Source organism: Cognatishimia sp. 1_MG-2023, assembly GCF_030548175.1.
Lineage (GTDB): Bacteria > Pseudomonadota > Alphaproteobacteria > Rhodobacterales > Rhodobacteraceae > Cognatishimia.
Genome location: NZ_JAUORX010000002.1, coordinates 317,105 through 343,200, shown reverse-complemented (window position 1 = coordinate 343,200; position 26,096 = coordinate 317,105). Strand labels below are relative to the sequence as shown.

21 protein-coding genes and 1 riboswitch are annotated in these 26,096 nt (G+C 55.0%); of the genes, 11 read left to right on the top strand and 10 right to left on the bottom strand.

Translation table 11 applies throughout. From position 1 onward, the window contains the following. The first annotated feature begins 23 nt into the window (after positions 1–23). Together Q4544_RS04645 and Q4544_RS04640 are read left to right on the top strand one after the other, a co-directional pair. Entirely contained in the window at positions 24–1,634 is a 1,611-nt protein-coding gene (locus tag Q4544_RS04645) for a GMC family oxidoreductase (RefSeq protein WP_303504316.1), read from the top strand. Positions 1,635–1,844: 210 nt separating this feature from the next. Beyond that, positions 1,845–3,005, top strand: a complete 1,161-nt coding sequence (locus Q4544_RS04640) for an MFS transporter (protein ID WP_303504315.1) — start codon at positions 1,845–1,847, stop codon at positions 3,003–3,005. Positions 3,006–3,009: 4 nt separating this feature from the next. Here the strand turns inward: Q4544_RS04640 and Q4544_RS04635 are convergent, their stop codons facing one another. Further along, complete coding sequence (locus tag Q4544_RS04635) at positions 3,010–3,675, bottom strand: arylesterase (RefSeq protein WP_407063028.1); 666 nt, start codon at positions 3,673–3,675, stop codon at positions 3,010–3,012. A gap of 15 nt (positions 3,676–3,690) precedes the next feature. Between Q4544_RS04635 and Q4544_RS04630 the strand changes: the two genes are divergently transcribed. Together Q4544_RS04630 and Q4544_RS04625 are read left to right on the top strand one after the other, a co-directional pair. Further along, entirely contained in the window at positions 3,691–4,377 is a 687-nt protein-coding gene (locus tag Q4544_RS04630; protein WP_303504314.1) for an ABC transporter ATP-binding protein, read from the top strand. Continuing rightward, positions 4,374–6,902 (top strand): ABC transporter permease, encoded by a 2,529-nt coding sequence (locus tag Q4544_RS04625; protein WP_303504313.1) that lies wholly within the window; start codon positions 4,374–4,376, stop codon positions 6,900–6,902. Before Q4544_RS04630 ends, Q4544_RS04625 begins: the two co-directional genes overlap by 4 nt. A 96-nt stretch (positions 6,903–6,998) precedes the next feature. Here Q4544_RS04625 and gcvP read toward each other — a convergent pair whose 3' ends face one another. The 3 genes from gcvP to gcvT form a co-directional block, all read right to left on the bottom strand. After that, entirely contained in the window at positions 6,999–9,848 is a 2,850-nt protein-coding gene (gcvP, locus tag Q4544_RS04620) for an aminomethyl-transferring glycine dehydrogenase (RefSeq protein WP_303504312.1), read from the bottom strand. A 78-nt stretch (positions 9,849–9,926) separates the two neighbouring features. Continuing rightward, on the bottom strand, positions 9,927–10,286 hold the full coding sequence (gcvH, locus tag Q4544_RS04615; protein WP_303504311.1) for a glycine cleavage system protein GcvH: 360 nt from the start codon (positions 10,284–10,286) through the stop codon (positions 9,927–9,929). 27 nt (positions 10,287–10,313) lie between these two features. After that, positions 10,314–11,447 (bottom strand): glycine cleavage system aminomethyltransferase GcvT, encoded by a 1,134-nt coding sequence (gcvT, locus tag Q4544_RS04610; RefSeq protein WP_303504310.1) that lies wholly within the window; start codon positions 11,445–11,447, stop codon positions 10,314–10,316. Between the two features lie 152 nt (positions 11,448–11,599). Continuing rightward, positions 11,600–11,684: riboswitch (glycine riboswitch) on the bottom strand. Between the two features lie 179 nt (positions 11,685–11,863). Between gcvT and Q4544_RS04605 the strand changes: the two genes are divergently transcribed. After that, complete coding sequence (locus Q4544_RS04605) at positions 11,864–12,427, top strand: gamma-glutamylcyclotransferase family protein (protein ID WP_303504309.1); 564 nt, start codon at positions 11,864–11,866, stop codon at positions 12,425–12,427. Here Q4544_RS04605 and Q4544_RS04600 read toward each other — a convergent pair. Continuing rightward, positions 12,424–13,812, bottom strand: a complete 1,389-nt coding sequence (locus Q4544_RS04600) for an MATE family efflux transporter (protein WP_303504308.1) — start codon at positions 13,810–13,812, stop codon at positions 12,424–12,426. The two genes, Q4544_RS04605 and Q4544_RS04600, sit on opposite strands and share 4 nt — an antisense overlap. A 168-nt stretch (positions 13,813–13,980) precedes the next feature. Next, positions 13,981–15,306 carry a glutamate--tRNA ligase gene (gene gltX / locus Q4544_RS04595; protein ID WP_303504307.1) on the bottom strand — a complete coding sequence of 442 codons (1,326 nt, stop codon included), beginning with the start codon at positions 15,304–15,306 and terminating at the stop codon, positions 13,981–13,983. Positions 15,307–15,496: 190 nt separating this feature from the next. Here gltX and Q4544_RS04590 point away from each other — a divergent pair, with 190 nt between their 5' ends. Next, entirely contained in the window at positions 15,497–15,787 is a 291-nt protein-coding gene (locus Q4544_RS04590; protein WP_303504306.1) for a hypothetical protein, read from the top strand. A gap of 40 nt (positions 15,788–15,827) precedes the next feature. On the opposite strand, the gene Q4544_RS04585 is transcribed toward Q4544_RS04590, so the two are convergent. After that, complete coding sequence (locus Q4544_RS04585; protein WP_303504305.1) at positions 15,828–16,262, bottom strand: DUF1801 domain-containing protein; 435 nt, start codon at positions 16,260–16,262, stop codon at positions 15,828–15,830. A gap of 46 nt (positions 16,263–16,308) precedes the next feature. Then, entirely contained in the window at positions 16,309–17,967 is a 1,659-nt protein-coding gene (locus Q4544_RS04580) for an NAD+ synthase (protein WP_303504304.1), read from the bottom strand. A 244-nt stretch (positions 17,968–18,211) separates the two neighbouring features. Between Q4544_RS04580 and Q4544_RS04575 the strand changes: the two genes are divergently transcribed. From Q4544_RS04575 to Q4544_RS04555, 5 genes are all read left to right on the top strand, one after another. Further along, positions 18,212–19,570 (top strand): MORN repeat-containing protein, encoded by a 1,359-nt coding sequence (locus tag Q4544_RS04575; protein ID WP_303504443.1) that lies wholly within the window; start codon positions 18,212–18,214, stop codon positions 19,568–19,570. Between the two features lie 152 nt (positions 19,571–19,722). Then, positions 19,723–20,211 (top strand): HPP family protein, encoded by a 489-nt coding sequence (locus Q4544_RS04570; protein ID WP_303504303.1) that lies wholly within the window; start codon positions 19,723–19,725, stop codon positions 20,209–20,211. Continuing rightward, the gene (locus Q4544_RS04565; RefSeq protein WP_303504302.1) at positions 20,212–20,778 is read left to right on the top strand and encodes a TetR/AcrR family transcriptional regulator; all 567 of its coding nucleotides are present in this window, start codon (positions 20,212–20,214) and stop codon (positions 20,776–20,778) included. A 219-nt stretch (positions 20,779–20,997) separates the two neighbouring features. Beyond that, a complete protein-coding gene (locus Q4544_RS04560) occupies positions 20,998–21,354 on the top strand; it encodes a cupin domain-containing protein (RefSeq protein WP_303504301.1) in 357 nt (118 codons plus the stop codon). Positions 21,355–21,368: 14 nt separating this feature from the next. After that, the gene (locus tag Q4544_RS04555) at positions 21,369–22,931 is read left to right on the top strand and encodes a 2-isopropylmalate synthase (RefSeq protein ID WP_303504300.1); all 1,563 of its coding nucleotides are present in this window, start codon (positions 21,369–21,371) and stop codon (positions 22,929–22,931) included. A gap of 152 nt (positions 22,932–23,083) precedes the next feature. Here the strand turns inward: Q4544_RS04555 and ggt are convergent, their stop codons facing one another. Both ggt and Q4544_RS04545 read right to left on the bottom strand, forming a co-directional pair. Further along, positions 23,084–24,877 (bottom strand): gamma-glutamyltransferase, encoded by a 1,794-nt coding sequence (gene ggt, locus Q4544_RS04550; protein WP_303504299.1) that lies wholly within the window; start codon positions 24,875–24,877, stop codon positions 23,084–23,086. Between the two features lie 209 nt (positions 24,878–25,086). Further along, positions 25,087–25,872, bottom strand: a complete 786-nt coding sequence (locus Q4544_RS04545; RefSeq protein ID WP_303504298.1) for a 23S rRNA (adenine(2030)-N(6))-methyltransferase RlmJ — start codon at positions 25,870–25,872, stop codon at positions 25,087–25,089. Positions 25,873–26,096 lie beyond the last annotated feature (224 nt).

Sequence of the window (26,096 nt, the reverse complement as noted above, 5' to 3'; positions counted from 1 at the left end):
ATTATCCAGCCGGGGAGAAGCCGATGAGTCCTACGAAAGCCGATTACATAGTTGTTGGTGCGGGATCTGCGGGCTGCGTTGTTGCAAACCGATTAAGCGCAGACCCGTCCGTAAATGTTGTCCTGCTAGAGGCAGGCGGTCGTGATCTAAATCCATGGATTCACATCCCCGTTGGTTACTTTAAAACTATCCACAATCCATCCGTTGACTGGTGCTACAAAACTGAGCCAGATCCCGGCCTTAACGGCCGTTCTATTGAATGGCCACGTGGTAAAGTTTTGGGTGGGTCCTCCTCTTTGAATGGCCTGCTATACGTACGCGGCCAAGCAGAAGACTACGACCGCTGGGCGCAGATGGGCAATACCGGATGGAGCTACGACGACGTTCTTCCGCTATTTAAGCGCGCCGAAAACAACGAGCGTGGTGCTGACGAATACCATGGGACCGAAGGTCCGCTGTCTGTTTCAAACATGCGAATCCAACGCCCGATTACAGACGCATGGGTTGCTGCGGCACAGGCTGCTGGTTACCCTTATAACCCTGATTATAACGGCAAAGACCAAGAAGGCGTTGGCTTCTTCCAGCTGACGTCTCGGAATGGTCGCCGGTGCAGTGCGGCTGTGGCTTATTTGAACCCGGTCAAAAAGCGCCCGAACCTAAAAATCATCACCCACGCCCAAGTCGAAAAAGTCGAAATCGAAGGATCACGGGCGACGGGTGTTACCTATTCTGACCGCAGCGGTCGCAAACACACGATCCATGCGAATCGCGAGATCGTATTGTCAGGCGGCGCGATTAACTCGCCACAGCTTTTGATGTTGTCAGGCCTTGGCGAAGCGGAACAGCTGAAAGAAAACGGCATTGAGGTGGTCAAAGACCTGCCAGGTGTTGGGAAGAACATGCAGGATCACCTGCAAGCGCGTTTGGTTTACAAATGTAACGAGCCGACGTTGAACGACGAAGTACGCACTCTGTACCGCCAGGCGTTTATTGCGCTGAAATACGCAATGTATCGTGCGGGTCCTATGACAATGGCGGCGTCACTGGCGTGTGGCTTTATGAAAACGCGCCCTGAGCTTGAAACACCGGACATTCAGTTCCACGTTCAGCCATTGTCTGCAGAGAACCCAGGTAAGGGCGCGGATCCATTCTCGGCCTTCACGATGTCAGTTTGTCAGTTGCGGCCTGAAAGTAAGGGTGAGATTCGCCTGACATCTAAAGACCCAAAGAAATACCCGAAAATCATTCCGAACTACCTGTCCACGGAAACGGATTGTCGGACTGTGGTCGACGGTGTGAACATCGCCCGTAAGATTGCGCGTCATGCGCCGCTGACTTCGAAAATTTCCGAGGAGTATCGCCCGCATTCCTCTTTGGATATGGACGACTACGAGGCAACATTGAATTGGGCACGCGACAATACAGCGTCGATCTACCACCCCACTGGGACATGTAAGATGGGTAGCGACAAGACTGCTGTTGTTGATGCCCGCCTGCGTGTGCATGGCATCGCGGGTCTGCGTGTGGCGGACTGTTCCATCATGCCTGAAATCGTAAGCGGAAACACAAACGCGCCGGCCATTATGATCGGTGAAAAATGCAGCGACCTTATTCTTGAGGACAACGCTGCATAAAGGCCCTAGCGGGACATCCCCTCCCCCCGCTTGGAATTACTACGCTCGACCCCTTTCAATGAGCGTGGTTTTCACCCCGACGCCACTGTCCACCCGGCGTCGGGGTGTTTTTTTGCCCAATCCCCTCTTTGAATTCTCTATTTCCAATTGAAAATTTGCCGCTAAAGTCATCGCAAAACGGCCAATAGCGCTACTTCACTCGGGACATTTATGACTTTGCATCAACGTCAATGGCTGGCCATTGCTTCTGCCTTTGTAGTGAATGGCGCGCTTTATGGCGTTTGGGCCTCGCGCATTCCCGCAGTTGCGAAGACCTATTCGCTTGAGCACAATCTTTTGGGCTTATTGCTGCTGGTGTTGGCATTGGGAGCGTTGGTGTCGTTTCCTTTAGCGGGCCGATTTAGCGACCGATTGGGCGCGATATACATGACGCGAGTGACGACGTTGATGAAAGCGGCCGCCATTATCGTGCTGGGTCTCGCGCCGAACATCTGGACGCTTGCGATCAGCTTGTTTGTGTTTGGGGCCTGTCACGGCTCTATGGACGTTTGCATGAATGCATGGGCTGCCGAAGTTGAAAAGGCAGCACGCAAGCATTGGATGTCTGGATTTCACGCGGTTTGGAGTTTTGGCGCTGGGTTAGGCGCATTATCAGGCTATATCGCGGTGTCCTATGAGCTGAGTTATACGCTGCATTTCTTTTTAGCTGCGTTGATCGTGCCAAGCCTTGGCCTATGGGGCATGCGCATTGAGTGGACCTCTGACACATCCGATGCTGCGCCTCCGGGGCCACTGTTTTCGCTACCCAAAGGCCCGCTGCTGTTTGCTGGTATCTTTGCCTTTTGCGCTACGCTGGGCGAAGGGGCGATGGCCGATTGGAGCGCGATCTATTTGATCGAAGTGGCTTTGGCACAGGAAAGCATTGCGCCTTTGGGTTTGGCAGTCTTCTCGGCCGCGATGGTTTTCATGCGCTTGATGGGCGGATTGGTCATTTTGCGATTGGGCACCATGTGGGCGGGAATCGCGAGTGGTATCAGTGCGGTGTTCGGCACAGGGCTTGCAGTTGGAGTGGCAACGCCGATGGTCGCCATGGTTGGATTTGTGTTTATGGGGTTCGGATACGCTTTGGCCATGCCATTGGCCTATTCCCGTGCAGGGAATGATCCAGTGATACCCGCAGCGCAAGCCATCGCGAGTGTTGCAACACTTGGCTATGGCGGCATGTTGGTGGGGCCTGCGGTGATTGGCTTTTTAACCTCAGTCACCAGTCTACGCGGCGCGTTTGGGCTGTTGTTGGTATTGGCCATTGCGATGATCGTGGTTGCGCCATTGATCAAACCCACAGCCACTGCCCTACGCGATAGAGCATGAAACCCTAGCCTTTTTGGTTTTCCTGCAGCCAGTTCAGCACTTGTGGGCCGATGTCGTCAACAATGCGCGCCACGCCTTCGGCGTTGGGGTGAATACCATCTGCTTGCATGAGGGATTGGACCTCGGATGGGTCAAGCGAACCAAGACCCGCTAAAAAGCTGGGTACAAGCCCCGTGGCGTATTGTGCGGCCAGATCAGGATACATGCCATCAAATTGCGCTTTGTAATCCGGCCCAAAGTTGCCCGGTGCTTGCATGCCGATCAGCATAACCTCGACATTTTGCGCTTGAGCGACATCCAGAATGCCTGCCAAGTTGGATTTTGAGGCTGCCGGATCGACACCCCGCAACATATCGTTGCCGCCCAAGGCAACGATCATGGCATCAATGTCAGGCGTTAATGTCCAAGCAACCCGCGAAAGCCCGCCCGCCGTAGTGTCGCCTGAAACACCTGCGTTCATCACACGTACTTCGGCCCCATTATCCCGAAGCCATGTTTCAAGCTGCGGTACAAATCCGGTGCCCTGCGCCAAACCGTATCCTTGAGTTAGGCTATCACCCATCGCAACGAGCGTGATTTCTTCGGCATAAGCTGCCGTAGACATCGTTAAAACCAAAGCAATCGCCTTGCCCGTGTGTTTCAAAGCCCCATATAGCTTAATAGTACTCATTTACAGGCATACTCCATGGACATTCTTCTCTCTCTTAAAGATGTGCGTTTAGCGCTAGAAGGCAACGCCGGATTGGTAGAAATCTTGCATGGGATCACATTAGATGTCCCAAAAGGCGAAACTTTGGGTCTTGTTGGGCCGTCTGGCTCGGGCAAATCGTCGCTATTAATGCTGATGGGTGGATTAGAACAGGCCAGCGGTGGGTCGATCAAAGCCCTGGGCCAAGAGTTGACCACCATGAACGAAGACGCGCTGGCCCGGTTTCGGCGCGATCATATGGGCGTGGTATTTCAAAGCTTTCACCTTATTCCAACGATGACCGCCTTAGAGAATGTCGCAACACCGTTGGAGTTGGCTGGCAATCGTGATGCATTTGACCGTGCCATGGAAGAATTACAAGCCGTTGGTCTAGAACATCGTGCAGATCACTATCCGGCGCAAATGTCTGGTGGCGAACAACAGCGTGTGGCCTTGGCCCGTGCCTCTGCCCCTCGACCAAAGATATTGCTTGCCGATGAGCCAACGGGAAATTTGGATGGCGCCAATGGCACCGCCATCATGGATTTGCTGTTTGGATTGCGGGACCGCCATGGGGCGACCTTGGTTTTGGTGACACATTCCAACGAACTTGCCGGTCGGTGTGACCGTGTGGTGCGCCTACGGGATGGGCGCATTGACGATATGCGCGAGGCTGCGGAATGAGCATTCGGACGGCTGCAAAATTTGCCCGTCGCGAGCTGCGTGGCGGCCTAAAGGGGTTTCGGATCTTCTTGGCCTGTCTGGCGCTTGGCGTGGCGGCGATTGCCGGGATTGGCTCTGTTCGATCCAGCATCGAAGCAGGCATTGAATCACAAGGTGCGGCCCTATTGGGGGGCGACGCCGCCCTGCGGTTCACCTACCGTTATGCGACCGATGATGAACGTGCATGGATGGCGGAGAACGCCTCGCAATCCTCTGAAATCGTTGATTTCCGGTCCATGGCCGTGGTGACACGAGACGGCGTGGATGAACGCGGCCTGACGCAAATCAAATCGGTTGATGATGCCTATCCCTTGATTGGCGCGGTTGAGCTTGAGCCTGCCATTTCCTTGGCCGAAGCTTTTGCTGCCAAAGATGGCCTGCCCGGAGCAGTGATGCATCCGCTATTGGCGGATCGGTTAGCGTTACAAATTGGCGAGACCTTTAAGCTAGGTCAGCAAGAATTTCACCTTGCGGCACGTTTGATAACAGAGCCTGACAATGCGGGCGGTGGTTTTGGCCTTGGGCCCCGTACGCTGGTGGCGACGGCAGATCTTGCGAATTCAGGTCTATTAGCGCCGGGCACATTATTTGAAACGCAATATCGGCTGATCTTGAACGACGGTGTTTCGTTGGATGCGGCCAAAACTGAGGCGCTGGATGCGTTCAAAGACACCGGCCTGCGTTGGCGCGATAGCCGCAATGGCGCGCCGGGGGTGTCGCGGTTTGTAGAACGGCTTGGATCATTCCTGATCTTGGTTGGCTTGGCCGGTTTGGCCGTTGGCGGCGTTGGCGTTTCGGCGGCGATCCGGGCCTACCTAGCGGGCAAGACCCATGTGATCGCCACCTTGCGCTCGCTAGGTGCGGATCGCGCGACTATCTTTATGACCTATTTCATTCAAATTGGCGTGCTTAGCCTGCTGGGCATCGCAATTGGCTTGATATTGGGTGGCATTGCGCCAGTTGCCTTTGGCCCGATCCTGCAGGCAGCGCTGCCTATTCCAGCAGAGATTTCGCTGCATGCAAAACCCTTGCTAGAGGCTGCGGTTTACGGGTTGTTGACCGCCTTGATCTTTACGCTTTGGCCGCTCGCGCGCACCGAAGATGTCCGTGCTGCTGCCCTCTTCCGCGAGGCGATGCATGCGGCCAGAGGCCTGCCTGCCTGGCGGTATTTGCTGGCGACCGCCGTGTTGCTTGCGATGCTTGTCGGTGCGGCCAGCTATTTTTCTGGCTCACCCCGACTGACCCTTTGGACGACGGGTGGGATCGCTGGCGCTTTGGCTTTGCTGGCAATTGCTTCAGTTCTAATCCGCAAAATCTCGCAATTCACAGCGCCGCGCGCGCGCCGCCGCCCTGCCCTGCGGTGGGCGTTGGCTGCAATTTCCAGTCCACGTGAAGGCGCTGCTTCGGTGGTGTTGTCATTGGGGCTGGGGCTTTCGGTTCTGGCAGCAGTTGGTCAGATTGATGGTAATATGCGCAATGCCATTGCGACTGACCTTCCGGACGTCGCGCCAAGCTACTTCTTTGTGGATATTCAACGCGATCAAATGCCGGGTTTTTTGGATCGCGTGGAAAATGATCCGGCGGTCAACAGGGTTGAAAATGCGCCAATGCTGCGCGGGATCATTACCCAAATTAACGGTAAACCCGCGGCGGAAACCGCAGGCGACCATTGGGTTATTCGGGGTGACCGTGGCGTAAGCTACGCCGGTGCCCTGCCCGAAACCAGCACCCTGACAGACGGCGCTTGGTGGGGGCCGGATTATGCTGGCGAACCACAAATCAGTTTTGCCGCTGAAGAAGCCGCCGAGATCGGCCTCAAGCTTGGCGATTCAATGACGGTGAACATCCTTGGCCGCGATATTGTTGGCACAGTGACCAGCTTTCGAGAGGTCGATTTTTCATCGGCAGGGATGGGGTTTGTATTGGTGATGAACGAGGCCGCCCTTGCAGGCGCGCCACATAGTTTCATCGCAACAGTCTACGCCGAAGAAGCATCCGAGGCGCAAATCCTACGCGATCTGTCCAACACATATCCCAATATCACCGCGATCCGTGTGCGTGATGCCATTGATCGCGTGACCGAAGTTCTCGGCTCAATTGCCGCCGCCACAGCCTATGGTGCGGGGGCGACATTGCTCACTGGGTTCCTGGTGTTGATCGGTGCCGCGGCGGCAGGTCAGCATAACCGCACCTATGAGGCTGCGATCCTAAAAACCTTGGGCGCGACACGGCGGCGCATCTTGCTGAGTTTCACTTTGCGCAGTGCCCTATTGGGTGCAGCGGCCGGACTGGTGGCGATTGGGGCGGGCATTCTGGGTGGATGGGCTGTCAGCCATTTTGTCCTAGAAACTGACTTTGCGGTCATTTGGAACAACGCTTTGGCAATTGTGATTGGTGGCGTTGTTGCCACCCTGCTCGCTGGGCTTGCTTTTGCGGCTGGCCCCTTGCGCGCAAAACCAGCGCCAACATTGCGGACCGTGGATTAATGCTTGTTCTTGATCCAAATACCTCCGCCGGAGGCACGGCCCCGTAGGGGTCCACAAAAAAAGCGGCCCCCGTTAGGGGGCCACCTGTATCATGATTTACTCAGCCGCTTCGGCGTAATCGTCCATCGGCGGGCAGGTACAGATCAGATGCCGATCGCCGTAAGCATTGTCGACACGGTTAACTGGCGGCCAGTACTTATCAACACGGAACGCACCCGGTGGGAAGCAGCCTTGTTCGCGAGAATAGGGGCGATCCCAATCGCGCACGAGGTCTTCCATCGTATGTGGCGCGTGCTTCAGTGGGTTGTTTGCCGCGTCGCTCTCGCCGGTTTCGATGGCTTTGATTTCGTCCCGAATAGACAGCATGGCATCGCAGAACCGGTCTAGTTCCGCTTTGGTTTCTGACTCTGTTGGTTCAACCATCAATGTGCCAGCCACGGGCCAGCTCATGGTTGGAGCATGGAAACCATTGTCGATCAGGCGTTTCGCAATATCATCCACAGACACATCTGCACTTTCGGCAAAGGGGCGTGTGTCGATAATGCATTCATGTGCCACGCGGCCAGTTGGTCCCTTGTACAGAACGTCAAAGGCACCCTCGAGGCGTTTTGCGATGTAGTTCGCATTCAGGATCGCAACGCGGGTGGCTTGGGTTAGACCGTCGCCGCCCATCATCAGGCAATAGGCCCAGCTGATCGCAAGGATGGATGCAGACCCAAGAGGCGCTGCCGAGACTGGCCCCTCATCGCCACCGGTTTCCGGATGGCCCGGTAGATGTGGCACCAGATGCTCTTTGACACCAATTGGTCCCATGCCGGGGCCGCCGCCTCCGTGCGGGATGGCAAAGGTTTTGTGCAGGTTCAGGTGGCTCACATCGCCGCCCAAATCCCCCGGACGGGACAGGCCCACCATGGCGTTCATATTTGCACCGTCGATGTAAACCTGACCGCCGAACTGATGCGTGATTTCGCAGACTTCGTGCACGGTTTCTTCGAACACGCCGTGTGTGGATGGGTAAGTGATCATGCACCCCGCCAAGGCATCCGCGTGTTTTTCGGCTTTGGCTTTGAAGTCGTCCAGATCAATGTCACCGTTGTCGGCGGTTTTGACCGGGACGACTTTCCACCCAACCATCTGCGCTGAGGCCGGATTTGTTCCGTGAGCGGACATTGGAATCAGGCAGATGTTGCGGTGGTCTTCATTATTAGCACGATGATAGGCGGAAATCGTTAACAGGCCGGCATATTCGCCCTGCGCGCCAGAGTTTGGCTGCATTGAAATCGCGTCATAGCCGGTGATGTCACAGAGTTTGTCAGACAAATCGGTGACCATTTCAGCATAACCTTGGGCCTGATCGACTGGCACAAAGGGGTGCATATCCGCAAACTCGGGCCAGCTGATTGGCATCATTTCAGCAGCTGCGTTCAGCTTCATGGTGCAAGAGCCAAGCGGGATCATCGCACGGTCCAGCGCCAAGTCACGGTCTGCAAGACGACGCATATAGCGCATCATTTCCGTTTCAGCGCGGTTCATGTGGAAAATCGGATGCGTCAGGTAGTCAGACTGGCGATGCATATTCTCTGGAACACGGTATTCCGGATCAAATTTATTGTCAGCCTTAACAATCCCAAAGGCGCGCCAGACACCCTCGATGGTTTCAGGGCGTGTTGTTTCATCTATCGTGATCCCAACACGTGTTTCGCCAACTTTGCGCAGGTTGATACCTTCGTCACACGCGGATTTCATGACAGCCGCTTGCAGCGGGCCAACATCAACTGTGATCGTGTCAAAGAACGCCTTTGGATCGACTTTAAAGCCGGCATCCTCAAGGCCATTGGCCAAGCGAACAGTTTTACGGTGAATGCGTTGGGCAATCGCCTGCAGGCCCTTTGGCCCGTGAAAGACAGCATACATCGACGCCATGACAGCAAGCAGCGCCTGGGCGGTACATACGTTCGAGGTCGCTTTTTCACGGCGAATGTGCTGTTCGCGGGTTTGCAGGGACAAACGATAGGCACGGTTGCCATGCGCATCCACCGACACCCCGACCAAACGGCCCGGCATCGCGCGTTTGTAGGCGTCTTTGGTGGCCATATAGGCCGCGTGTGGTCCGCCATAGCCGAGCGGAACACCAAACCGTTGGGTTGAGCCAACGGCAATATCCGCGCCCATTGCGCCAGGTTCTTTGAGCAAGGTCAGCGAAAGTGGGTCAGCTGCGACAACGGCAATCGCTTTGTTTTCATGCAGCTTTTCGATTTCTGGCGTAAAGTCTCGGACGTGCCCATATGTGCCAGGGTATTGGAACAACGCACCAAAGACTTTGTCGGCTTCTAGTTTATCCGGGTTGCCCACGATCACTTCGATACCCAAAGGTGCCGCGCGCGTTTGGATCACAGCGATGTTCTGTGGATGGCAATCGCGGTCCACGAAAAAGGCCTTTGCTTTGGATTTTGCAACGCGCTGCGCCATGGTCATGGCTTCGGCACAGGCTGTGGATTCATCCAAAAGCGATGCGTTCGCCACTTCGAGACCTGTCAGATCGCTGACCATGGTTTGGAAGTTCAGCAAGGCCTCAAGGCGACCCTGAGAGATTTCCGGCTGATACGGTGTGTAGGCCGTGTACCACGCAGGGTTTTCCAAGATATTTCGCTGAATGGCCGGAGGTGTCACAGTGCCATGATACCCCTGCCCGATCAGGCTGGTCATCAACACGTTTTTCTTGGCGATTTCGCGCATGCGGTGCAGCAGCTCACGCTCTGAAAACGGACGACCGAAATCAAGCGGCTCTTCCTGCCGGATCGACTTTGGCAAGGTGTCGTCGATGAGAGTATCGAGGTCTTTTGCCCCTACAACATCCAACATCTTATCCATCTCTTCAGGAGACGGCCCGATGTGGCGGCGGTTGGCAAAATCATACGGCAGATAATCCGTCGGTGTGAAAGGCATGAGACATTCCCCTTCTGTGGGTACGCAAACCTGCGCACCCCAGTCCATCCAGCAATGGGTCAGCGACCCTAAAAAGTGTTATCCGATGAAAGCGTTATACGCGGCTTCATCCATGTAGTCGTCCATCTGGCTTTTGTCGGCGGCTTTGACTTTGAAGAACCACGCGTCGCCAATGGCGTCTTCGTTGATTTTGCCCGGTTCATCGACCAGCGCTTCGTTCACTTCGGTGATTTCACCATCAAGCGGCGCAAGGATGTCGGACGCCGCTTTTACGGATTCGATCACACAAACTTCGTCGTCTTTGGTGACTTCGGTGCCGACCTCTGGCAATTCGACAAAAACGATGTCGCCCAGCTGTTCAGCGGCGTGTGCGGTAATGCCCACAACAATCACATCGCCTTCTTCGCGTAGCCATTCGTGTTCTTCAGTGAATTTCATGAGGTATCTCCTGTATTTAATGCTGGATTAGCGTTTGAAGTTGGCTGGAACCAAAGGCATTTTCGCAACCTTTAAAGGCATGCGTTTGCCGCGGACTTCGCCAAATAGAGTTGTGTCGATGGTGGCGTAACTGGTGCCCACATAGCCCATGGCAACGGGGCCATTGAACGTTGGGCCAAAGCCGCCAGAGGTGACTTCGCCAACCGGCTCTCCGCCTTCGGCGCTGGCGAATATCGGTGTGCCCGCCCGCATCGGTGCGCGGCCTTCTGGTACGAGGCCAACACGTTTGCGTGCCACGCCCTCGGCCATCGCACCAAAGATATGCGACGCGCCCGGAAAGCCGCCTTCACGGTTCCCACCTGCACGGCGCACCTTTTGGATCGCCCAGATTAGGCTGGCCTCAATCGGGTTGGTATCTGTGGTGATGTCATTGCCGTATAGGCAAAGCCCGGCCTCTAGGCGCAAACTGTCGCGTGCACCCAGGCCGATGGGTTCGACCTCTTCCATCTCTAGCAACGCCCGGCAAAGCGCCTCTGCATGCCCATTAGGCACAGAGATTTCGAACCCATCTTCGCCGGTGTACCCCGACCGCGAGACCCAGCATTCAGCGCCCGCTAATTCAACCGTTGCCACATCCATAAACACCATTGCGTCCACGGATGCATTCAGGCGCGCCAAAGCTGTACCAGCAGATGGTCCTTGCAGAGCAATCAATGCGCGATCCTCAATGACCTCTACGGTCACGTCAGGTTCTAGCGCTTCTTTCATGCGGGCAATATCAGCGTCTTTGCAGGCAGCATTCACCACAACAAACAAGTGATCTCCGCGGTTTGCGAACATTAGATCATCTTCGATCCCGCCGTCTTCATTTGTGAAGAAACCATAGCGCTGTTTGTCTTGATCAAGCCCTAGAACATCCATCGGAACCAGCGTTTCAAAGGCCTGCGCGATGGCGTCGTAGCTTTCACCGCGCAAAATGACTTGGCCCATGTGGCTGACGTCAAACAGACCGGCCTGCGTGCGACAGTGGATATGTTCCTTCATCACACCAAGCGGATACTGCACAGGCATGGCATAGCCCGCAAATGGCACCATCTTGCCGCCCAGTTCAGCGTGCAAATCAAACAGCGGCGTGTGTAACAGTTCGCTTGTGTCGCCCATCTCTTTCGCTCCAAATTTCCGGAGCGCCAACAACGTCAGGCATCCGGCATCACTCTGACGCATGACCCCATGCGCGCGATGCCCCCTCTGTCCTTTCGCCTGAGATCGTTATCCCTTCGGCGGGCGCAAATACGCCTCTCTCCAGAGTAGAAATTGATAACGCGGTCCTGAAGCCTGAGAGTTTCCGGGGCGGTTGCTCCTTCGGCATCGGAAACCCGATTCTCCCGAGTTACCTGTGTTTCTTATCGGAAACTAATCCGCAAACACGACAATAACAAGCCCGTTTCCGACCACACACATCGAAAATAATCATTTTCATCTAATCCGATGATGTCGCTCATAATTTCATAGGAAAAGCGCGCTTATCCAAGCCAATTGCTTGACGCTCGCCGATGTTGCGACGAAGTTCAGAGTGTATGAGCACACCTTATTTCTTTGGCTATGGCAGCCTCGTCAATCGCAATACGCATAACTACCCAGATGCGCGCCCTGCCCGATTAATGGGTTGGCGGCGCGTTTGGCGGCAAACCACATTTGCACCGCGCCCTATTCTGACTGCCGAGCCATATGCGGGTAGCGAAATCGACGGCTTGATAGCCCATGTCCCGAACAACGATTGGCAAGCGCTTGATGCCCGCGAACACGCCTATGATCGGGTTTTGGTGACAGAGGCAGCGCAACACTCCGCAGCAGCGGAAAGCGTCTTGGCGACCTATACGGTGCCGATGGATAAATACCCGCCTGCACCCACGCCTCGCCCCATCTATTTGAGCTATCTTGATGTTGTCATCCAAGGATATTTGCAAGAATTCGGCGAAACAGGCGCGCTTGATTTCTTTGCAACAACATCAGGCTGGGACGCGCCAATTCGCGATGACAGAGCAGATCCAATCTATCCACGCCATCAATGTTTAAGCATGCAGGAACGTGTTTTTGTGGATGACCAGATCAAACAACTCGGCTGTCGCATTTTGCCTTAGCGGCGCAAATGTAAAAGCGCGTGCAACCGTCCCTGTCGGGCGAAAGGCGCTTCTGGTACCGATTTTTGTTTCGCCATGACACGCAAACCAAGCGTATAGGCGATGATCGCAAAAATAACACCGCCAAGGGCTTGGCCAATCAACACCCCTGGCGCGCCAAACCAGGCGGACCCAATCCAAACAAATGGAATGATCCCAAGAGTATTACGGCCCCAATTGATCAGGGTCGAATAAAACGGATGCCCTAGATTGTTGAATGCCGCGTTGGACACAAAGAGCACTCCGTTGAAAAAGAACATCAACGCAAGCGGCCCGCAGAACAGATAGACCAATGTGATGGCCACGCCCTCTGCATTGAAAAGAGCAACGATTGGCCCCCGCAACACAAACAAAATCATCGCCACCAAGACAACCCAAACTGCCGTAAAGATCAGCCCATCACGAAACGCCCCCCGCACGCGATCATGCTGACCGGCCCCAAAGTTCTGCCCGATAATCGGGCCAACCGCCCCAGACAGTGCAAAGATCACACCAAAGGCAACGGGCGTCAGGCGACCAACAATGGCCATACCTGCAACGGCGTTTTCGCCATAAGCGGCCATTGATCGTGTGACATAGGCTTGGCCAATTGGGGTCGCCAGTTGCGTCAAGATTGCAGGTCCGGCGATGGCCAAGATAGCGATGAAATCCCCGCGAAACTGTTCTGGCGTAGGGCGTTCCAAGGCTTTGTGATGCTTCATCAAGGGATAAAGCGCCAATCCAGCAATCGTAATCCGCGCCGCGACAGAAGCAAGCGCCGCTCCTGTCAAATCCAAATCTAGGCCAAAAATAAGGATAGGGTCTAAAATCGCGTTAACCACCCCACCGCCAACCGTCGTCATCATGGACCGGCGCGCGTCACCATGAGCGCGGAGTATCGCGCCGCCCACCATACCAAGCAAAAGAATAGGCAGGCTGGGAATAATGATCTGCAAATAGCCAACGGCAAGCTCCAAAGTCTCGCCCGTGGCCCCCATCAGCCCCGCCAAATACCCAAGATTAAACCAGACCGCAGCGGAAAATAATGACGCAAAAACAAAGCCATACAGCAAAGACGTTGCCGCGCGGCGTCCAGCCATCTGCGCATCACCCCGGCCTAATGCCTGCGCTACCAGCGCCCCCGCTGCAATCGACACGCCGATACCAAAGGATGTGGTGAAAAATAAGATTGCACCAGCATAGCCAACAGCCGCCGCCAATTCCTCTTTGCCCAACATGGAAATGAACACCATATCAACCAGATCGACCATAAAGACAGCCATCAACCCGATCGAGGCCGTCATCGACATCACCGTGACATGCCGCAGCAAATTGCCCTCTAGAAATTTTGCCTGTGCATCTGCCATGGCATGCTCCTTTGTCCGATTTTCAACAGATCACAGGCCACCACTATTTCCAATCTGCAAAAATGCACAAACCTGCCTTCACAAAAAAGGACCGCGCAATAGATGCACGGCCCCTCTTGTTCTTGACCAAAATACCTTCGCCGAAGGCATCGGTTTTCGCAGAAAACCTTATCCGCGTGCTTTGATGACTTTCAGCAGCGGCAAGACAGCTGACATATCAGGCCCATGGGCTTGACCGGTCAAAGCCTTGCGCAACGGCATGAACAAGCCACGGCCTTTACGACCCGTTGCCTCTTTCACGGCCTTAGTCCAAGCGCCCCAAGAGTCGCCATCAAACGGGCCCTCTGGCAAAAGCGTCATCGCTTGCGCGACGAACTCTTTGTCTTCGTCATCAATCACCGGGTCCGCGCCGTTTTGGAACAACTCCCACCAAGGTGCGATGTCTTTGCGTGTTGTGATGTTAGAGCGGATGACATTCCAGAAATCCGCCGCCTGTGCGTCAGGTACTCCGGCCGCAGCTACATCCGCCGCAACAGGAGCCAAATCCATCTCGCCCAGCAAACGGCCGGTCAGCGGATACAGGTCATTCACGTCAAATTTTGTTGGCGCAGAGCCGAACTGGCTCACGTCAAAACCTTCAGCGATCTCGTCAATCGTGCTGCGCAATTCTAGCGGCTGGCTGGAACCGAGACGCGCCATCATGCTGAGCAAGGCCATAGGCTCAACACCCGCTTCGCGCAGATCGCGCAAGGCCAACGTGCCCAGACGTTTAGACAGGCTTTCGCCCTGTGGACCGGTCAACAACGAATGGTGCGCAAAGGTTGGCACAGTGCCGCCCAGCGCCTCGATCATTTGGATTTGTGTCGCCGTGTTTGTTACGTGGTCAGAGCCACGCACAACATGGGTCACACCCATTTCTGTGTCATCAACAACAGAAGCCAAAGTATACAAGAACTGACCATCGCCACGGATCAATACCGGATCAGAAACAGAAGCCGCATCAATCGAAATCTCGCCCAAGACGCCATCAACCCAACCGATGCGCTCTTGGTCCAACTTAAAGCGCCAGTGACCATCGCCGCGTTCCGCACGCAAGGCTGCCTTGTCTTCATCAGACAGGTTCAACGCCGCGCGGTCATAGACCGGTGGTTTGCCCATGTTCAGCTGCTTTTTACGCTTTAGATCCAGCTCAACAGGTGTTTCAAAGCATTCGTAAAACCGGCCAATCTCGCGCAGCTTATCCGCTGCGGCGACGTAGCGATCCAGACGTTCAGATTGACGCTCGATCTTATCCCATGTCAGGCCCAACCATTCCATATCTTCTTGGATGGCATCCACATATTCCTGCTTAGACCGCTCTGGATCAGTGTCATCAATCCGCAAAATAAACGTGCCGCCAGATTTCTTGGCGATCAAAAAGTTCATCAGCGCCGTACGCAGGTTGCCAACGTGGATATAGCCTGTTGGCGATGGGGCAAAACGAGTGGTTGTCATCAGAGTCTCCAGAGTTATGCGCTCTGTCTCATATGCGCGATACTTTGTCCAGAATTGCCAAAGAAAGGCCACCGGTGCCGCTTCGATTTTGGTGCGGGAGAATATCCACTAATCACCAAATAATTATGTTATATTTAGGCATCCCAAACGATGGGACCCGCGCAGATCGCGCCAGTGGAGGAGCAACATTATGTATACCAGAGTGACCCCATATAAAATGAAACCCGGAAGCCAAGCGGCGGCGACCAACATATTGAACGGCCTAAAGGACAATATCTTGGCCCTTCCCGGCCAGCATCGTTTCCTAAACGTATTGAATGATGAAACCGGTGAAGGCTATGTCATTTCGACAACCGAGATCGCAGAAGCGAGCCCAGAAACAACAGAGAAAATCAAAGCGTTATGGGCGCAGTTCAGCGATTTCCTTGTTCAAGAACCAGTTGGTGCGACCTATTCAGTCGTAGCGGATTGGACAAAATAAATAGGTAGGGGCAAACAGGCACCCCCTGCTCTTAAAGGCATCAATCAGCTTGCACAGGCCAGATTTTATTCAAGTCAGCAACGCCTGTTCTGATCAGCTCTCTCAATACATCCAAATCAATGTCGGCCAGTTTGTTCACATACAGACAGCTTTTGCCCAGCTTATGCTTGCCCAAGCGCCCCATGATCTCTGCATAGTCCTGATACCCCGGCATGATGTAGATCGAGAGGTTGCTTTTGCGCGGACTGAACCCTGTTGCCAAGAAATCGCCCTCGCGACCGGAATCGTATTTGTAGTGATACCGCCCGTAGCCAATGATGGACCCGCCCCACATGGTTGGCGCAAATCCGGTCTCTTGGGCAAATAGATCAAGCAATACCAAGGCATCGGCCTTACGGGTTGGATGCTCTATTGTGTCGACAAACGCCTTTGGGTCTATGGCGTTAGCCACCGTTTTGTTTTGGTTCTTTGACATAGTGCCCTCCTACTTCGGGATGCCCAAAGCTAGATTAGCGCCAAAATCAGCTTTCGTCTCTATACCGGTTCGCAATTGGGTAACGGCGGTCCATCCAGAACGCTTTCTTAGACAGGCGCGCACCGGGGGCAGATTGGAAGCGTTTGTATTCGCTGATGTAAAGCAGATGCTCGACCCGTTTCACGGTTGCACGGTCATACCCGGCCTCGACACATTCCGCGACGGATTTGTCTTCGTCCATCAACATATACAGGATCGCATCTAGCACGTCATAGGGCGGCAGGCTGTCTTCGTCTTTTTGATCCGGGCGCAGCTCGGCAGAGGGCGGCTTGTCGATGATCGACACTGGAATAACCTCGCCCGACGGGCCAGCCATCCAATCGCGATGATTGTCATTGCGCCAGCGGCAGGTTTCAAACACGCGCGTTTTGTACATGTCTTTGATCGGGTTATAGCCGCCATTCATATCGCCATAGATCGTCGCGTAGCCCACAGCGACTTCTGACTTATTCCCGGTGGTCAGTAGCATCTCGCCAAACTTGTTGGACATCGCCATCAGCAACAACCCACGCAGGCGGGATTGAATATTCTCTTCGGTCAGACCTTCATCCAGACCTTCGAACAAGGGGGCCAGCGTATTGGTGATCGCCTGACGCCCCTCTTTGATCGGCACATAGTCGTAATGCACACCAAGGCGTTTCGCGATGTCTTCGGCATCATCCAGCGAACCTTGGGACGTATATTCAGACGGCAACATCACACAGCGCACATTTTCCGCGCCCAGCGCATCCACAGCGATAGTCGCAACAATGGCAGAATCGATACCGCCAGACAGGCCCAACAGAACCTTTTTGAAACCGGTCTTGGCCATATAGTCACGCAGCGCTTCGACGCAAACGCGGTAATCTTGCTCTTCGCCCGCTGGCAGCAACGCCCGCTCGCCCTGCTCACATTCCCAACCATCTGGGCCGCGGACCAGATCAACATGCGCGATCATCTCGTCAAATACCGGCAATTGCACGGCCAGATGCCCGCCCGGATTCAATACAAACGAACCGCCATCAAAGACCTGATCATCCTGACCGCCCACCATGTTCAAATAGATCAGCGGCAGGCCTGTCTCGACCACCCGCGCCACCATGTGGCTCATGCGGCGATCAAATTTGTCGCGGTAATAAGGCGAACCATTGGGCACCAGAAGAAACTCTGCGCCGCTTTCTTCCAATGTTTCGGCAACATCTTCGTACCAAGCATCCTCGCAAATCGGCGAGCCGATACGTGTATTGCCAACCGCATAGGGCCCGCCCAAAGGCCCGCTATCAAACACGCGCACTTCGTCAAAGACGTTATAGTTTGGCAAATGATGCTTCAGCTGTTTGCTGGCAATCTTGCCGCCTTTGAGGATGAAATAAGCGTTATACAGCTTATCACCCTCTGCATACGGCCCACCAATCGCCAACGCCGGGCCATCGGCGCATTCCACAGCCAAAGCCTCGATCTGTTTTAACGCCGCCGCCTGAACCGCTGGTTTTTGCACCAAATCCTGTGGGTTGTAGCCCAGAATAAACATCTCGGGCAGCGCCACCAATTGCGCGCCGGCGGCCTTGCCTTCGTCCCATGCGGCTTTGGCCTTTGCGGCGTTGCCTGCGATGTCACCCATGACTGGATTGGCCTGTGCCAAAGTCACTCTGAATCGATCTGCCATGGGATGCTCCTGGGTCGTCATGCTACTAAGTTGCGCAAGATTTATCAGAACCATGCGCAAGGAAAAGCACAAAGCGGCAAAAGACATTGCCCAAGGCGCTCTGCTGCACTAGTTTTTGGGCAAGACGCCCCAGAGGCGCCAGTTCAAAGACCCATACGGTGGCAGAGACATGAAAACGACACAGGCCCTCTCAATTGCATCCACTCTTTTTGCGCTGAGCGTAGGATTGGGCGTACCGGCCGCCATGGCTCAGAATGCCGATGTGCTGACCAAGCAGTATGACGACGGTGGCGTCTACGAGGGCACGTTCAAAGATGGCCTGCAGCACGGCACCGGCAGCTACCGACTGCCGAATGGGTATGAATACACTGGTGACTGGATCGAGGGCGAAATTCGCGGCAAAGGACAAGCACGTTTTCCAAACGGATCGTTCTACGAAGGTGACTTTGCCAAGGGCAAACCCGAAGGCATCGGCATCATCACATTTGCAGATGGCGGCACTTACGAAGGCGAATGGGTTGATGGCAAAATCACTGGTCAGGGCCTTGCGGTCTATGCCAATGGCGTGACTTACGAAGGCGGCTTTGTAAACGCCATGCACCACGGCACCGGCACCATGCGTAGTCCAGGCGGTTATGTATACGCCGGCGATTGGGTGAACGGCGTGAAAGAAGGCCAAGGTCAGATCACCTACCCCGATGGTGCGCAATACAACGGTCAGATCGTGGCGGGCGAACGCCAAGGCACCGGCACACTGACCATGCCTGATGGTCTGGTCTACGAAGGTCTGTGGAGCGTTGGCCAAATTGACGGCCTCGGCAAACTGACCCAACCCAATGGCGATGTCTACGAAGGCACCCTTGTGGCGGGTCAACGCGAAGGCGTTGGTCGTGTCATGTATGCCAATGGTGACATTTACGAAGGTGACTTCAAAGGCGACCGCCGCGAAGGCCAAGGTGTCTTTATCGGGGCCGACGGCTACAAATACGAAGGCGCATGGGTCGCGGGACAAATCCAAGGCGACGGCACAGTCACCTACCCAGATGGCTCTATCTACGTTGGTCAATTCAACGCTGACTTAGCAGATGGCCAAGGCATGATCACCTACCCAGATGGTTCTGTCTACGAGGGCGACTGGGTGGATGGCGTGATCCAAGGCAAAGGCAAAGCCAGCTATGCCAATGGCCTAGTGTACGAAGGCGACTTTCAAAACGCGAAAAACCACGGAATGGGCACCATGACCTATTCCGACGGTTACCGCTACGAAGGTGAATGGGCCGACGGCCAACGCCACGGCCAAGGCACAGCATCTTATCCCGATGGCACCGCCTACTCTGGCAGTTTCATCGGCGGACAGCGCGAAGGCACCGGCACGATCACCATGCCAGATGGCTTCACCTACACAGGCATGTGGAAAGCGGGCGAGATCGAAGGCCAAGGCGTGGCCACATATGCCAATGGCGACATCTACGAAGGCACCTTTAAGGCGGGCAAACGCCAAGGCAACGGCACGATGAAATACGCGTCGGGCCAAGAAGCGAGCGGCAATTGGAACAATGGTGCGTTGCAACAAACTGGCGAAGGCACCGTGCAACAAAACTAACACCGCCAATTTTTGTAATGCTTAGCGAACCGCGTACATCAGTGCGCGGTTTTTCATTTGTCCCTTTTCACCCGTACGTGACCCAACGTGAGTTGTGTGGTTGAAATCAATACCGTACCAAACAGTACAAACTTTACTGATGAGTACACCAAATGAATACGTTCTTCCGCCGCCCCCTTCCTCAGCCCAAGTATTCAACAGCACTACTGGCAGGCCTTGGCGGAGTGATTGCCATTGGGCTTCTTACATGGATGACTCAAAATATCGGTGCTGCCCTTTTGATGGCCCCCTTTGGTGCAAGCTGTGTGCTTTTATTCTCAGCCCCCGGCGCCCCATTGTCACAACCGATAAACGTGCTTGGCGGCCACTTTGTCGCCGCCTTGGTAGGGCTCATCTTTGCAAGTCTGTTGCCAGATACATGGTGGGCTGTTGCTGTTGCAGTCGGGGCATCCATCACCGCGATGTCTTTGTTACGAGTCACCCACCCACCTGCTGGAGCCAACCCAATTGTCGTTTTCGCCAGTGATCCAAGTTGGCTTTTCCTGCTGTTTCCCACTGTGTCAGGAGCTGCGCTTCTTATTGTCGTCGCAGTGATCTATCACCGGTTCACGAAACTGCCCTACCCTGTCACAGGACGCTAAATGCCCAAAGTTATTGCCGAAAAAGCAGACGTCATTCCCCAGTTGGCCGAGGTATTCCGCAAACATGGCTATGAAGGCGCCAGTCTTTCGCAGATTACAAAGGCAACCGGCCTAGGCAAAGGCAGCCTGTACCATTTCTTTCCCGGCGGCAAAGAGGACATGGCGCAAGCGGTCCTGAAACATGTCGACGATTGGTTTCAAACACATGTGTTCACGCCCCTGACGTCAGGAGAAAACCCCCGCGACGCGTTGGATCACATGTTCACGCAATGCGTCACTTACTTTAACTCCGGGCAGCGCGTTTGCTTGGTCGGGGCATTTGCGCTCGAGGAAACGCGTGATCGCTTCGCCGCGGAAATCCAAAACTATTTTTCCGAATGGGTCCGGTCACTACAGGCCTGCCTACAATTACTCGGGCAATCTGAACCCGATGCAAAAACTCTGGCCTCTCATATTGTGGCAAGCATTCAAGGCGCGATTATCCTGACGCGATCAACGGATGATTCATCCCACTTTCATGAAGTCGTAAAAAACTGCCGGGCTATCGCAACGCAAACACCCCCATAAAATTCATTCAACTTTCTACTTTTCAACCGAAATCAGATATGTATAGTCCACCCCATGAAACGTCAGACACATATCGCAAATGATGCGCGCCTTCCGGCGCCCTTTGCGCGTGGCCTAGACCTACTCCTATCTCGCCTCTGAGCGTGCCCACATCGGCGCGTGTGCTCAGAGGAGTTGAATATGCGCCGAATGAAACGCACCCGAGATTAGGAAAACCTCATGAAAAAGATAAACCTCGCTGAAAAGCTCAGCCAATTTTCGTCCCATTGGGATCCGCACGTCGTTGCGCATTACAATAACAACGACATCATGGTCGTAAAGTTCAAAGGCGAATACCCGTTTCACAAACATGACACCACAGACGACTTCTTCCTTGTGCTGGAAGGTCAGGTGACAATGGATTATGAAGCCCACGACCCCGTCACATTTGGCCCGGGCGAGCTGGTGGTTGTCCCCGCAGGCGTTGTCCACCGCCCCCGCGCCGAAGCCGAAGTAAAAGTACTGTTGATCGAACCAACAGGCGAACCCAATTCCGGAGACAGCGACCGCGCTCCCTCTCCCAAACCGCATATTTGATTAGGACCGAAACAATGACACAAGACCGCGTTGTTATCTTTGACACCACTTTGCGCGACGGCGAACAATCTCCCGGCGCAACCATGACCCACGACGAAAAGCTGGAAATCGCTGAAATGCTCGACGACATGGGCGTCGACATCATCGAGGCGGGCTTCCCCATCGCCTCCGAGGGTGACTTCCGTGCTGTTTCCGAAATTGCAAAACGCAGCAAAAACAGCCGTATCTGTGGTTTAGCCCGCGCCAATATCGCTGATATTGATCGCTGTGCAGAGGCCGTGAAACACGCAGGCCTGTCGCGTATTCACACATTCATTGGCACATCGCCGTTGCACCGCGCCATTCCAAACCTCACCATGGATGAAATGGCCGACAAGATTCACGAAACGGTCAGCCATGCTCGAAACTTGGTGGAAAACGTTCAGTGGTCCCCGATGGATGCAACGCGCACAGAATGGGACTACCTCTGCCGCGTGATTGAAATCGCCATCAAAGCAGGTGCCACCACAATCAACATCCCAGATACCGTGGGCTACACCGCACCAATGGAATCCGCTGACTTGATCAGACGCCTGATCGAAACCGTACCAGGTGCGGATGAGGTCATCTTTGCCACCCATTGCCACAACGATCTGGGCATGGCGACGGCCAACTCTTTGGCAGCTGTTGCGGGCGGCGCGCGTCAAATCGAATGCACCATCAATGGCTTAGGCGAGCGCGCAGGCAACACTGCCCTCGAAGAGGTCGTCATGGCCATGAAAGTCCGCGGCGACATCATGCCATGGACCACAGGCATCGACACCACCAAGCTGATGGCCATCTCGCGCCGCGTTAGCACCGTGTCCGGCTTCCCTGTGCAGTTCAACAAAGCCATCGTCGGCAAGAACGCCTTTGCACATGAAAGCGGCATTCACCAAGACGGCATGTTGAAGAACAAAGAAACATTCGAAATCATGCGTCCAGAAGATGTGGGCCTTTCTGGCACATCCTTACCATTGGGCAAACACTCTGGCCGCGCCGCATTGCGCGATAAGCTGGAAACATTGGGTTATGAGGTCGGCGACAACCAACTTAAAGACGTGTTCGTGCGCTTTAAAGACTTGGCTGATCGCAAAAAAGAAGTCTTTGACGACGACATCATCGCCCTCATGCGCACCGATACAGATGCCGCCAACGATCGTTTGAAACTGGTCACCCTACGCGTGGCCTGCGGCACTGGTGGTCCGGCAGAGGCCACCCTGGTCATGGACATCGACGGTACAGAAACCACCGCAATCGAAAACGGCGATGGTCCGGTGGATGCGGCCTTTAAGGCGATCCGCCAGCTGCACCCAAACACGGCCCGCTTGGAACTCTACCAAGTGCACGCTGTCACCGAAGGCACCGACGCGCAGGCGACTGTATCCGTGCGCCTGTCCGAAGACGGCATCGTCGCCACCGGTGAATCCGCGGACACCGACACAGTTGTTGCGTCTGCCAAGGCCTATATCCACGCGCTGAACCGCCTCTTGGTCCGCCGCGGAAAACTGGGCGAAGGTGCTGACACCAAAGAGATCAACTACAAAGACATGAACTAAACTGGCGGGGGCCACACGCCCCCTCCTTCATCTTTCCACAAATACTCTGGGGGAATTGGCTGCAAGCCAAGGGGGCAAAGCCCCCACTCCGCCTTCAAAACAAAAGCGCCGGGCAAGCCACCCGGCGCTTTATTTTTTCAGGTCACCAAGCTTTACTCGCCCAGCGCAATACCTTCACGGCGCGGATCAGCCCCGCCCAGCAAGCCGTCTGGCCCAATTGAAATCGCATGCAGGCCCGAATTCAACCCACGTACATTCACCTTGAACCCAAGCGCTTCCATTGCTGGCGCCATCTCAGCCATCGCGGTGCCCTCTTCAAAGTCATAGGTGCCAAAGCGGTTCACGGCATGCGGCATCGCTACTGCTTTCTGCACGTCCATGCCCCAATCAATATGCGCCATAATCGCCTGCGCCACATAGCCAATGATCCGGCTGCCACCCGGGCTGCCCACCACCAGAACCGGCGCACCATCCTTTAGCACAATCGTCGGCGCCATAGAGGACCGAGGCCGTTTGCCCGGTTCAATCCGGTTTGCAATTGGCACGCCGTCACGATGCGAGCGGAAAGAGAAATCAGTCAGCTCATTGTTCAGCAAAAACCCATTGCTCATCAAACGCGACCCAAAGCCGTTTTCAATCGTGGTCGTCATCGAAAGCGCATTGCCATATTGATCCACAATCGAAATATGCGAGGTAGATGGCAGCTCGATGCTCTCGTCATCCGCCCAGTTTAGCGCCGCATGATCCCATGCAGGCTCTCCCGGAGCCACGCTCTCTAAGGCCATATCGCCGTTTAACAGCTCAGCACGTTGGCCAAGATAGTCCTGCGCAACCAAGCCCTTAACGGGCACCGGCACATAATCACTGTCCGCCATATACCGCCCGCGATCGGCAAAGGCCAAACGCGAGGCATCGCCAATCTTGCGCCAAGTCTCCGGATCACCCGCTTCACCAGCTTCGCTCGCATTCATCATGCCCAAAATCTGGCCAACGGTCAGCGCACCAGAAGATGGCGGCCCCATGCCACAGACCTCATGATCACGGAACTCCGCACAAACCGCAGGCCGCTCTTTCACGACATAGCTTGCCAGATCACCTAGCTCCATCACGCCTGGGTTGCCCGCAGCCGATTGCACAGTCGCAACAATATCCTCAGCAATTGCGCCCGAATAAAAGGCGCTCACACCCTCATCGGCCAAACGTTTCAACACCGCCCCATAGGCGCTATTCGTCAACACTTCTCCTTCGGCAATTGGCGTGCCACCCGGTAAGAAATACGCAGCCGTCGGCCCAAATCGACCCAGACGCTCTGCATCCCGCTCAATCAAACCCGCCAATCGCGCCGAGACTTCAAACCCATCAGACAAGGCAATGCCCGCCTCAAACAGACCGGCCCATTCAGCTTTGCCCCATTTCTCATGAGCAGCCGCCATCAACGCGGGCGTGCCGGGAACCCCAACAGATCGCCCACCAACAACCGCATCAAAGAACTTCAGCGGCTCGCCAACAGCGTTTTGAAACAAGCGTGGTGTCACAGCCATTGGCGCCGTTTCGCGACCATCCAATGTGGTCACTTCCCCGGTCGCCCCGTCATGCCAAACCAAAAAGGCACCGCCGCCAAGTCCAGAGCTCTGCGGCTCAACCAACCCCAGTACCGCCTGAACGGCCACCATCGCATCCGCGGCGGTCCCACCTGCACGCAACACTTCAGCACCCGCCGCCACCGCATGAGGGTTCGCCGCCGCAACCATCCAATTTTCAGCTGCCACCGGCTGGCCTGCTGTTTTCGACGCCAATGCCGCCGTGACCTCTGCTGAAATATCTGCAAAACCGACAGCGGTCGCCGCCTCAGGCGCCACAGCGTCGGCCGCCTCTTGAGCAAAAGCGCCCATTCCCGAACCAGTTGCCAAACCGGTTGCTAAAATCGTCGAAATTAAAAGACGCATAAAACACCTCAAGATGATCGTTATGAAATTTCCACAACTCTGAAACGAAAACATCCACCGCGCAAGCAAGCAAATTCGCACAACCACCTGAGCGCATAAACACGCCCGACTTCACCTTTTCAAAAATACTCTGGGGGAGGATGAAACGCAGTTTCGTCCGGGGGCAAAGCCCCCATCACCATTTCAACTCTATGCCCGATCCGCGTGGGTTACTTTCGCAATCCAGCAAAGGCTTTTGTAAGGGACTTAGCCTCATCCGCCAGGCCATAGGGCGCGTTCGCAATAAACATACCCGATCCGACCATCCGGTGCCCTTCGCGCGCAGGCGGAAATTCCACTTCGTGGCGTAGGGTTTTGGGCAAGTCCATGCTCTCTAATTCCCACACCATATTCTCGTGGCTGCCGTCCTTTAGGATCGGATACCAAAGCGCGATCACTCCTACATTCCACTTGCGATTCAACTGGCCAATAATGCCCGGAATACGCGTGTAATCGGTCTTAATTTCATAGCTCGGGTCGATCAGCATCAAGCCCCGTCGCGGCTCTGGCGGGCAAACCGCCTGCGCCATCTCAAAACCGTCGCGCCGATGCACCTTTGGACCGAACATCACCATCGCATCCTCAAGCGCATCTCCCTCTTGCGGATGCAGCTCTGCCAGATGCATCTTGTCACCGGGGCGCAACAGCTGCGCCGCCAACAAAGGCGAGCCACCATAAGAGGTCTCGCCAAACCCGTCACGCACAGCGCTCAAAGCGCGCCGAAATGGGTGATCCGCGTCAAACCATTGTTCCGCCACACCAATTCCAGCCGCAGCCTCGCCTGTTTTGATCGCTTCAGGCGCATCCAACTCATACAATCCGCGCCCCGCATGGGTTTCGATATAGGTCAAAGGCTTGGTTTTTTGGCCCATGTAATCCAGCATCGCACACAGTAATGCATGTTTCTGAACATCCGCCAAATTGCCCGCGTGATAGATATGTTGGTAGCTCAGCATTATGGCTTATCCTTTACAGCTTGCCCTGCATCTATCGTAGAATCAGGTGCCGCAACAGCCGCCATTCTGCGGGTCAGCAGACATATCCACAGGCCCAAGGCGACTGCTTTAATCGCATTATGCTAAATCCCGGCGGATTAACGCTGATTTCCGGTTTCTCACACTTCCCCAAGCCTGCCCCGCTGCCTATAAGAGTACCGCTCGCACTCACCCAGAGTCGCTAG

What these genes read in the sequence shown, in the direction of transcription:
- Q4544_RS04625 (WP_303504313.1), top strand. Translation starts at nt 4,374, where the DNA reads ATGAGCATTCGGACGGCTGCAAAATTTGCCCGTCGCGAGCTGCGTGGC.
- ggt (WP_303504299.1), bottom strand. Translation starts at nt 24,877, where the DNA reads ATGCGTCTTTTAATTTCGACGATTTTAGCAACCGGTTTGGCAACTGGT.
- Q4544_RS04555 (WP_303504300.1), top strand. Translation starts at nt 21,369, where the DNA reads ATGACACAAGACCGCGTTGTTATCTTTGACACCACTTTGCGCGACGGC.
- gcvT (WP_303504310.1), bottom strand. Translation starts at nt 11,447, where the DNA reads ATGGGCGACACAAGCGAACTGTTACACACGCCGCTGTTTGATTTGCAC.
- Q4544_RS04635 (WP_407063028.1), bottom strand. Translation starts at nt 3,675, where the DNA reads ATGAGTACTATTAAGCTATATGGGGCTTTGAAACACACGGGCAAGGCG.
- Q4544_RS04630 (WP_303504314.1), top strand. Translation starts at nt 3,691, where the DNA reads ATGGACATTCTTCTCTCTCTTAAAGATGTGCGTTTAGCGCTAGAAGGC.
- Q4544_RS04600 (WP_303504308.1), bottom strand. Translation starts at nt 13,812, where the DNA reads ATGGCAGATGCACAGGCAAAATTTCTAGAGGGCAATTTGCTGCGGCAT.
- Q4544_RS04605 (WP_303504309.1), top strand. Translation starts at nt 11,864, where the DNA reads ATGAGCACACCTTATTTCTTTGGCTATGGCAGCCTCGTCAATCGCAAT.
- Q4544_RS04580 (WP_303504304.1), bottom strand. Translation starts at nt 17,967, where the DNA reads ATGGCAGATCGATTCAGAGTGACTTTGGCACAGGCCAATCCAGTCATG.
- Q4544_RS04545 (WP_303504298.1), bottom strand. Translation starts at nt 25,872, where the DNA reads ATGCTGAGCTACCAACATATCTATCACGCGGGCAATTTGGCGGATGTT.
- gcvH (WP_303504311.1), bottom strand. Translation starts at nt 10,286, where the DNA reads ATGAAATTCACTGAAGAACACGAATGGCTACGCGAAGAAGGCGATGTG.
- Q4544_RS04585 (WP_303504305.1), bottom strand. Translation starts at nt 16,262, where the DNA reads ATGTCAAAGAACCAAAACAAAACGGTGGCTAACGCCATAGACCCAAAG.
- gltX (WP_303504307.1), bottom strand. Translation starts at nt 15,306, where the DNA reads ATGACAACCACTCGTTTTGCCCCATCGCCAACAGGCTATATCCACGTT.
- Q4544_RS04640 (WP_303504315.1), top strand. Translation starts at nt 1,845, where the DNA reads ATGACTTTGCATCAACGTCAATGGCTGGCCATTGCTTCTGCCTTTGTA.
- Q4544_RS04570 (WP_303504303.1), top strand. Translation starts at nt 19,723, where the DNA reads ATGAATACGTTCTTCCGCCGCCCCCTTCCTCAGCCCAAGTATTCAACA.
- gcvP (WP_303504312.1), bottom strand. Translation starts at nt 9,848, where the DNA reads ATGCCTTTCACACCGACGGATTATCTGCCGTATGATTTTGCCAACCGC.
- Q4544_RS04590 (WP_303504306.1), top strand. Translation starts at nt 15,497, where the DNA reads ATGTATACCAGAGTGACCCCATATAAAATGAAACCCGGAAGCCAAGCG.
- Q4544_RS04575 (WP_303504443.1), top strand. Translation starts at nt 18,212, where the DNA reads ATGGCTCAGAATGCCGATGTGCTGACCAAGCAGTATGACGACGGTGGC.
- Q4544_RS04645 (WP_303504316.1), top strand. Translation starts at nt 24, where the DNA reads ATGAGTCCTACGAAAGCCGATTACATAGTTGTTGGTGCGGGATCTGCG.
- Q4544_RS04560 (WP_303504301.1), top strand. Translation starts at nt 20,998, where the DNA reads ATGAAAAAGATAAACCTCGCTGAAAAGCTCAGCCAATTTTCGTCCCAT.
- Q4544_RS04565 (WP_303504302.1), top strand. Translation starts at nt 20,212, where the DNA reads ATGCCCAAAGTTATTGCCGAAAAAGCAGACGTCATTCCCCAGTTGGCC.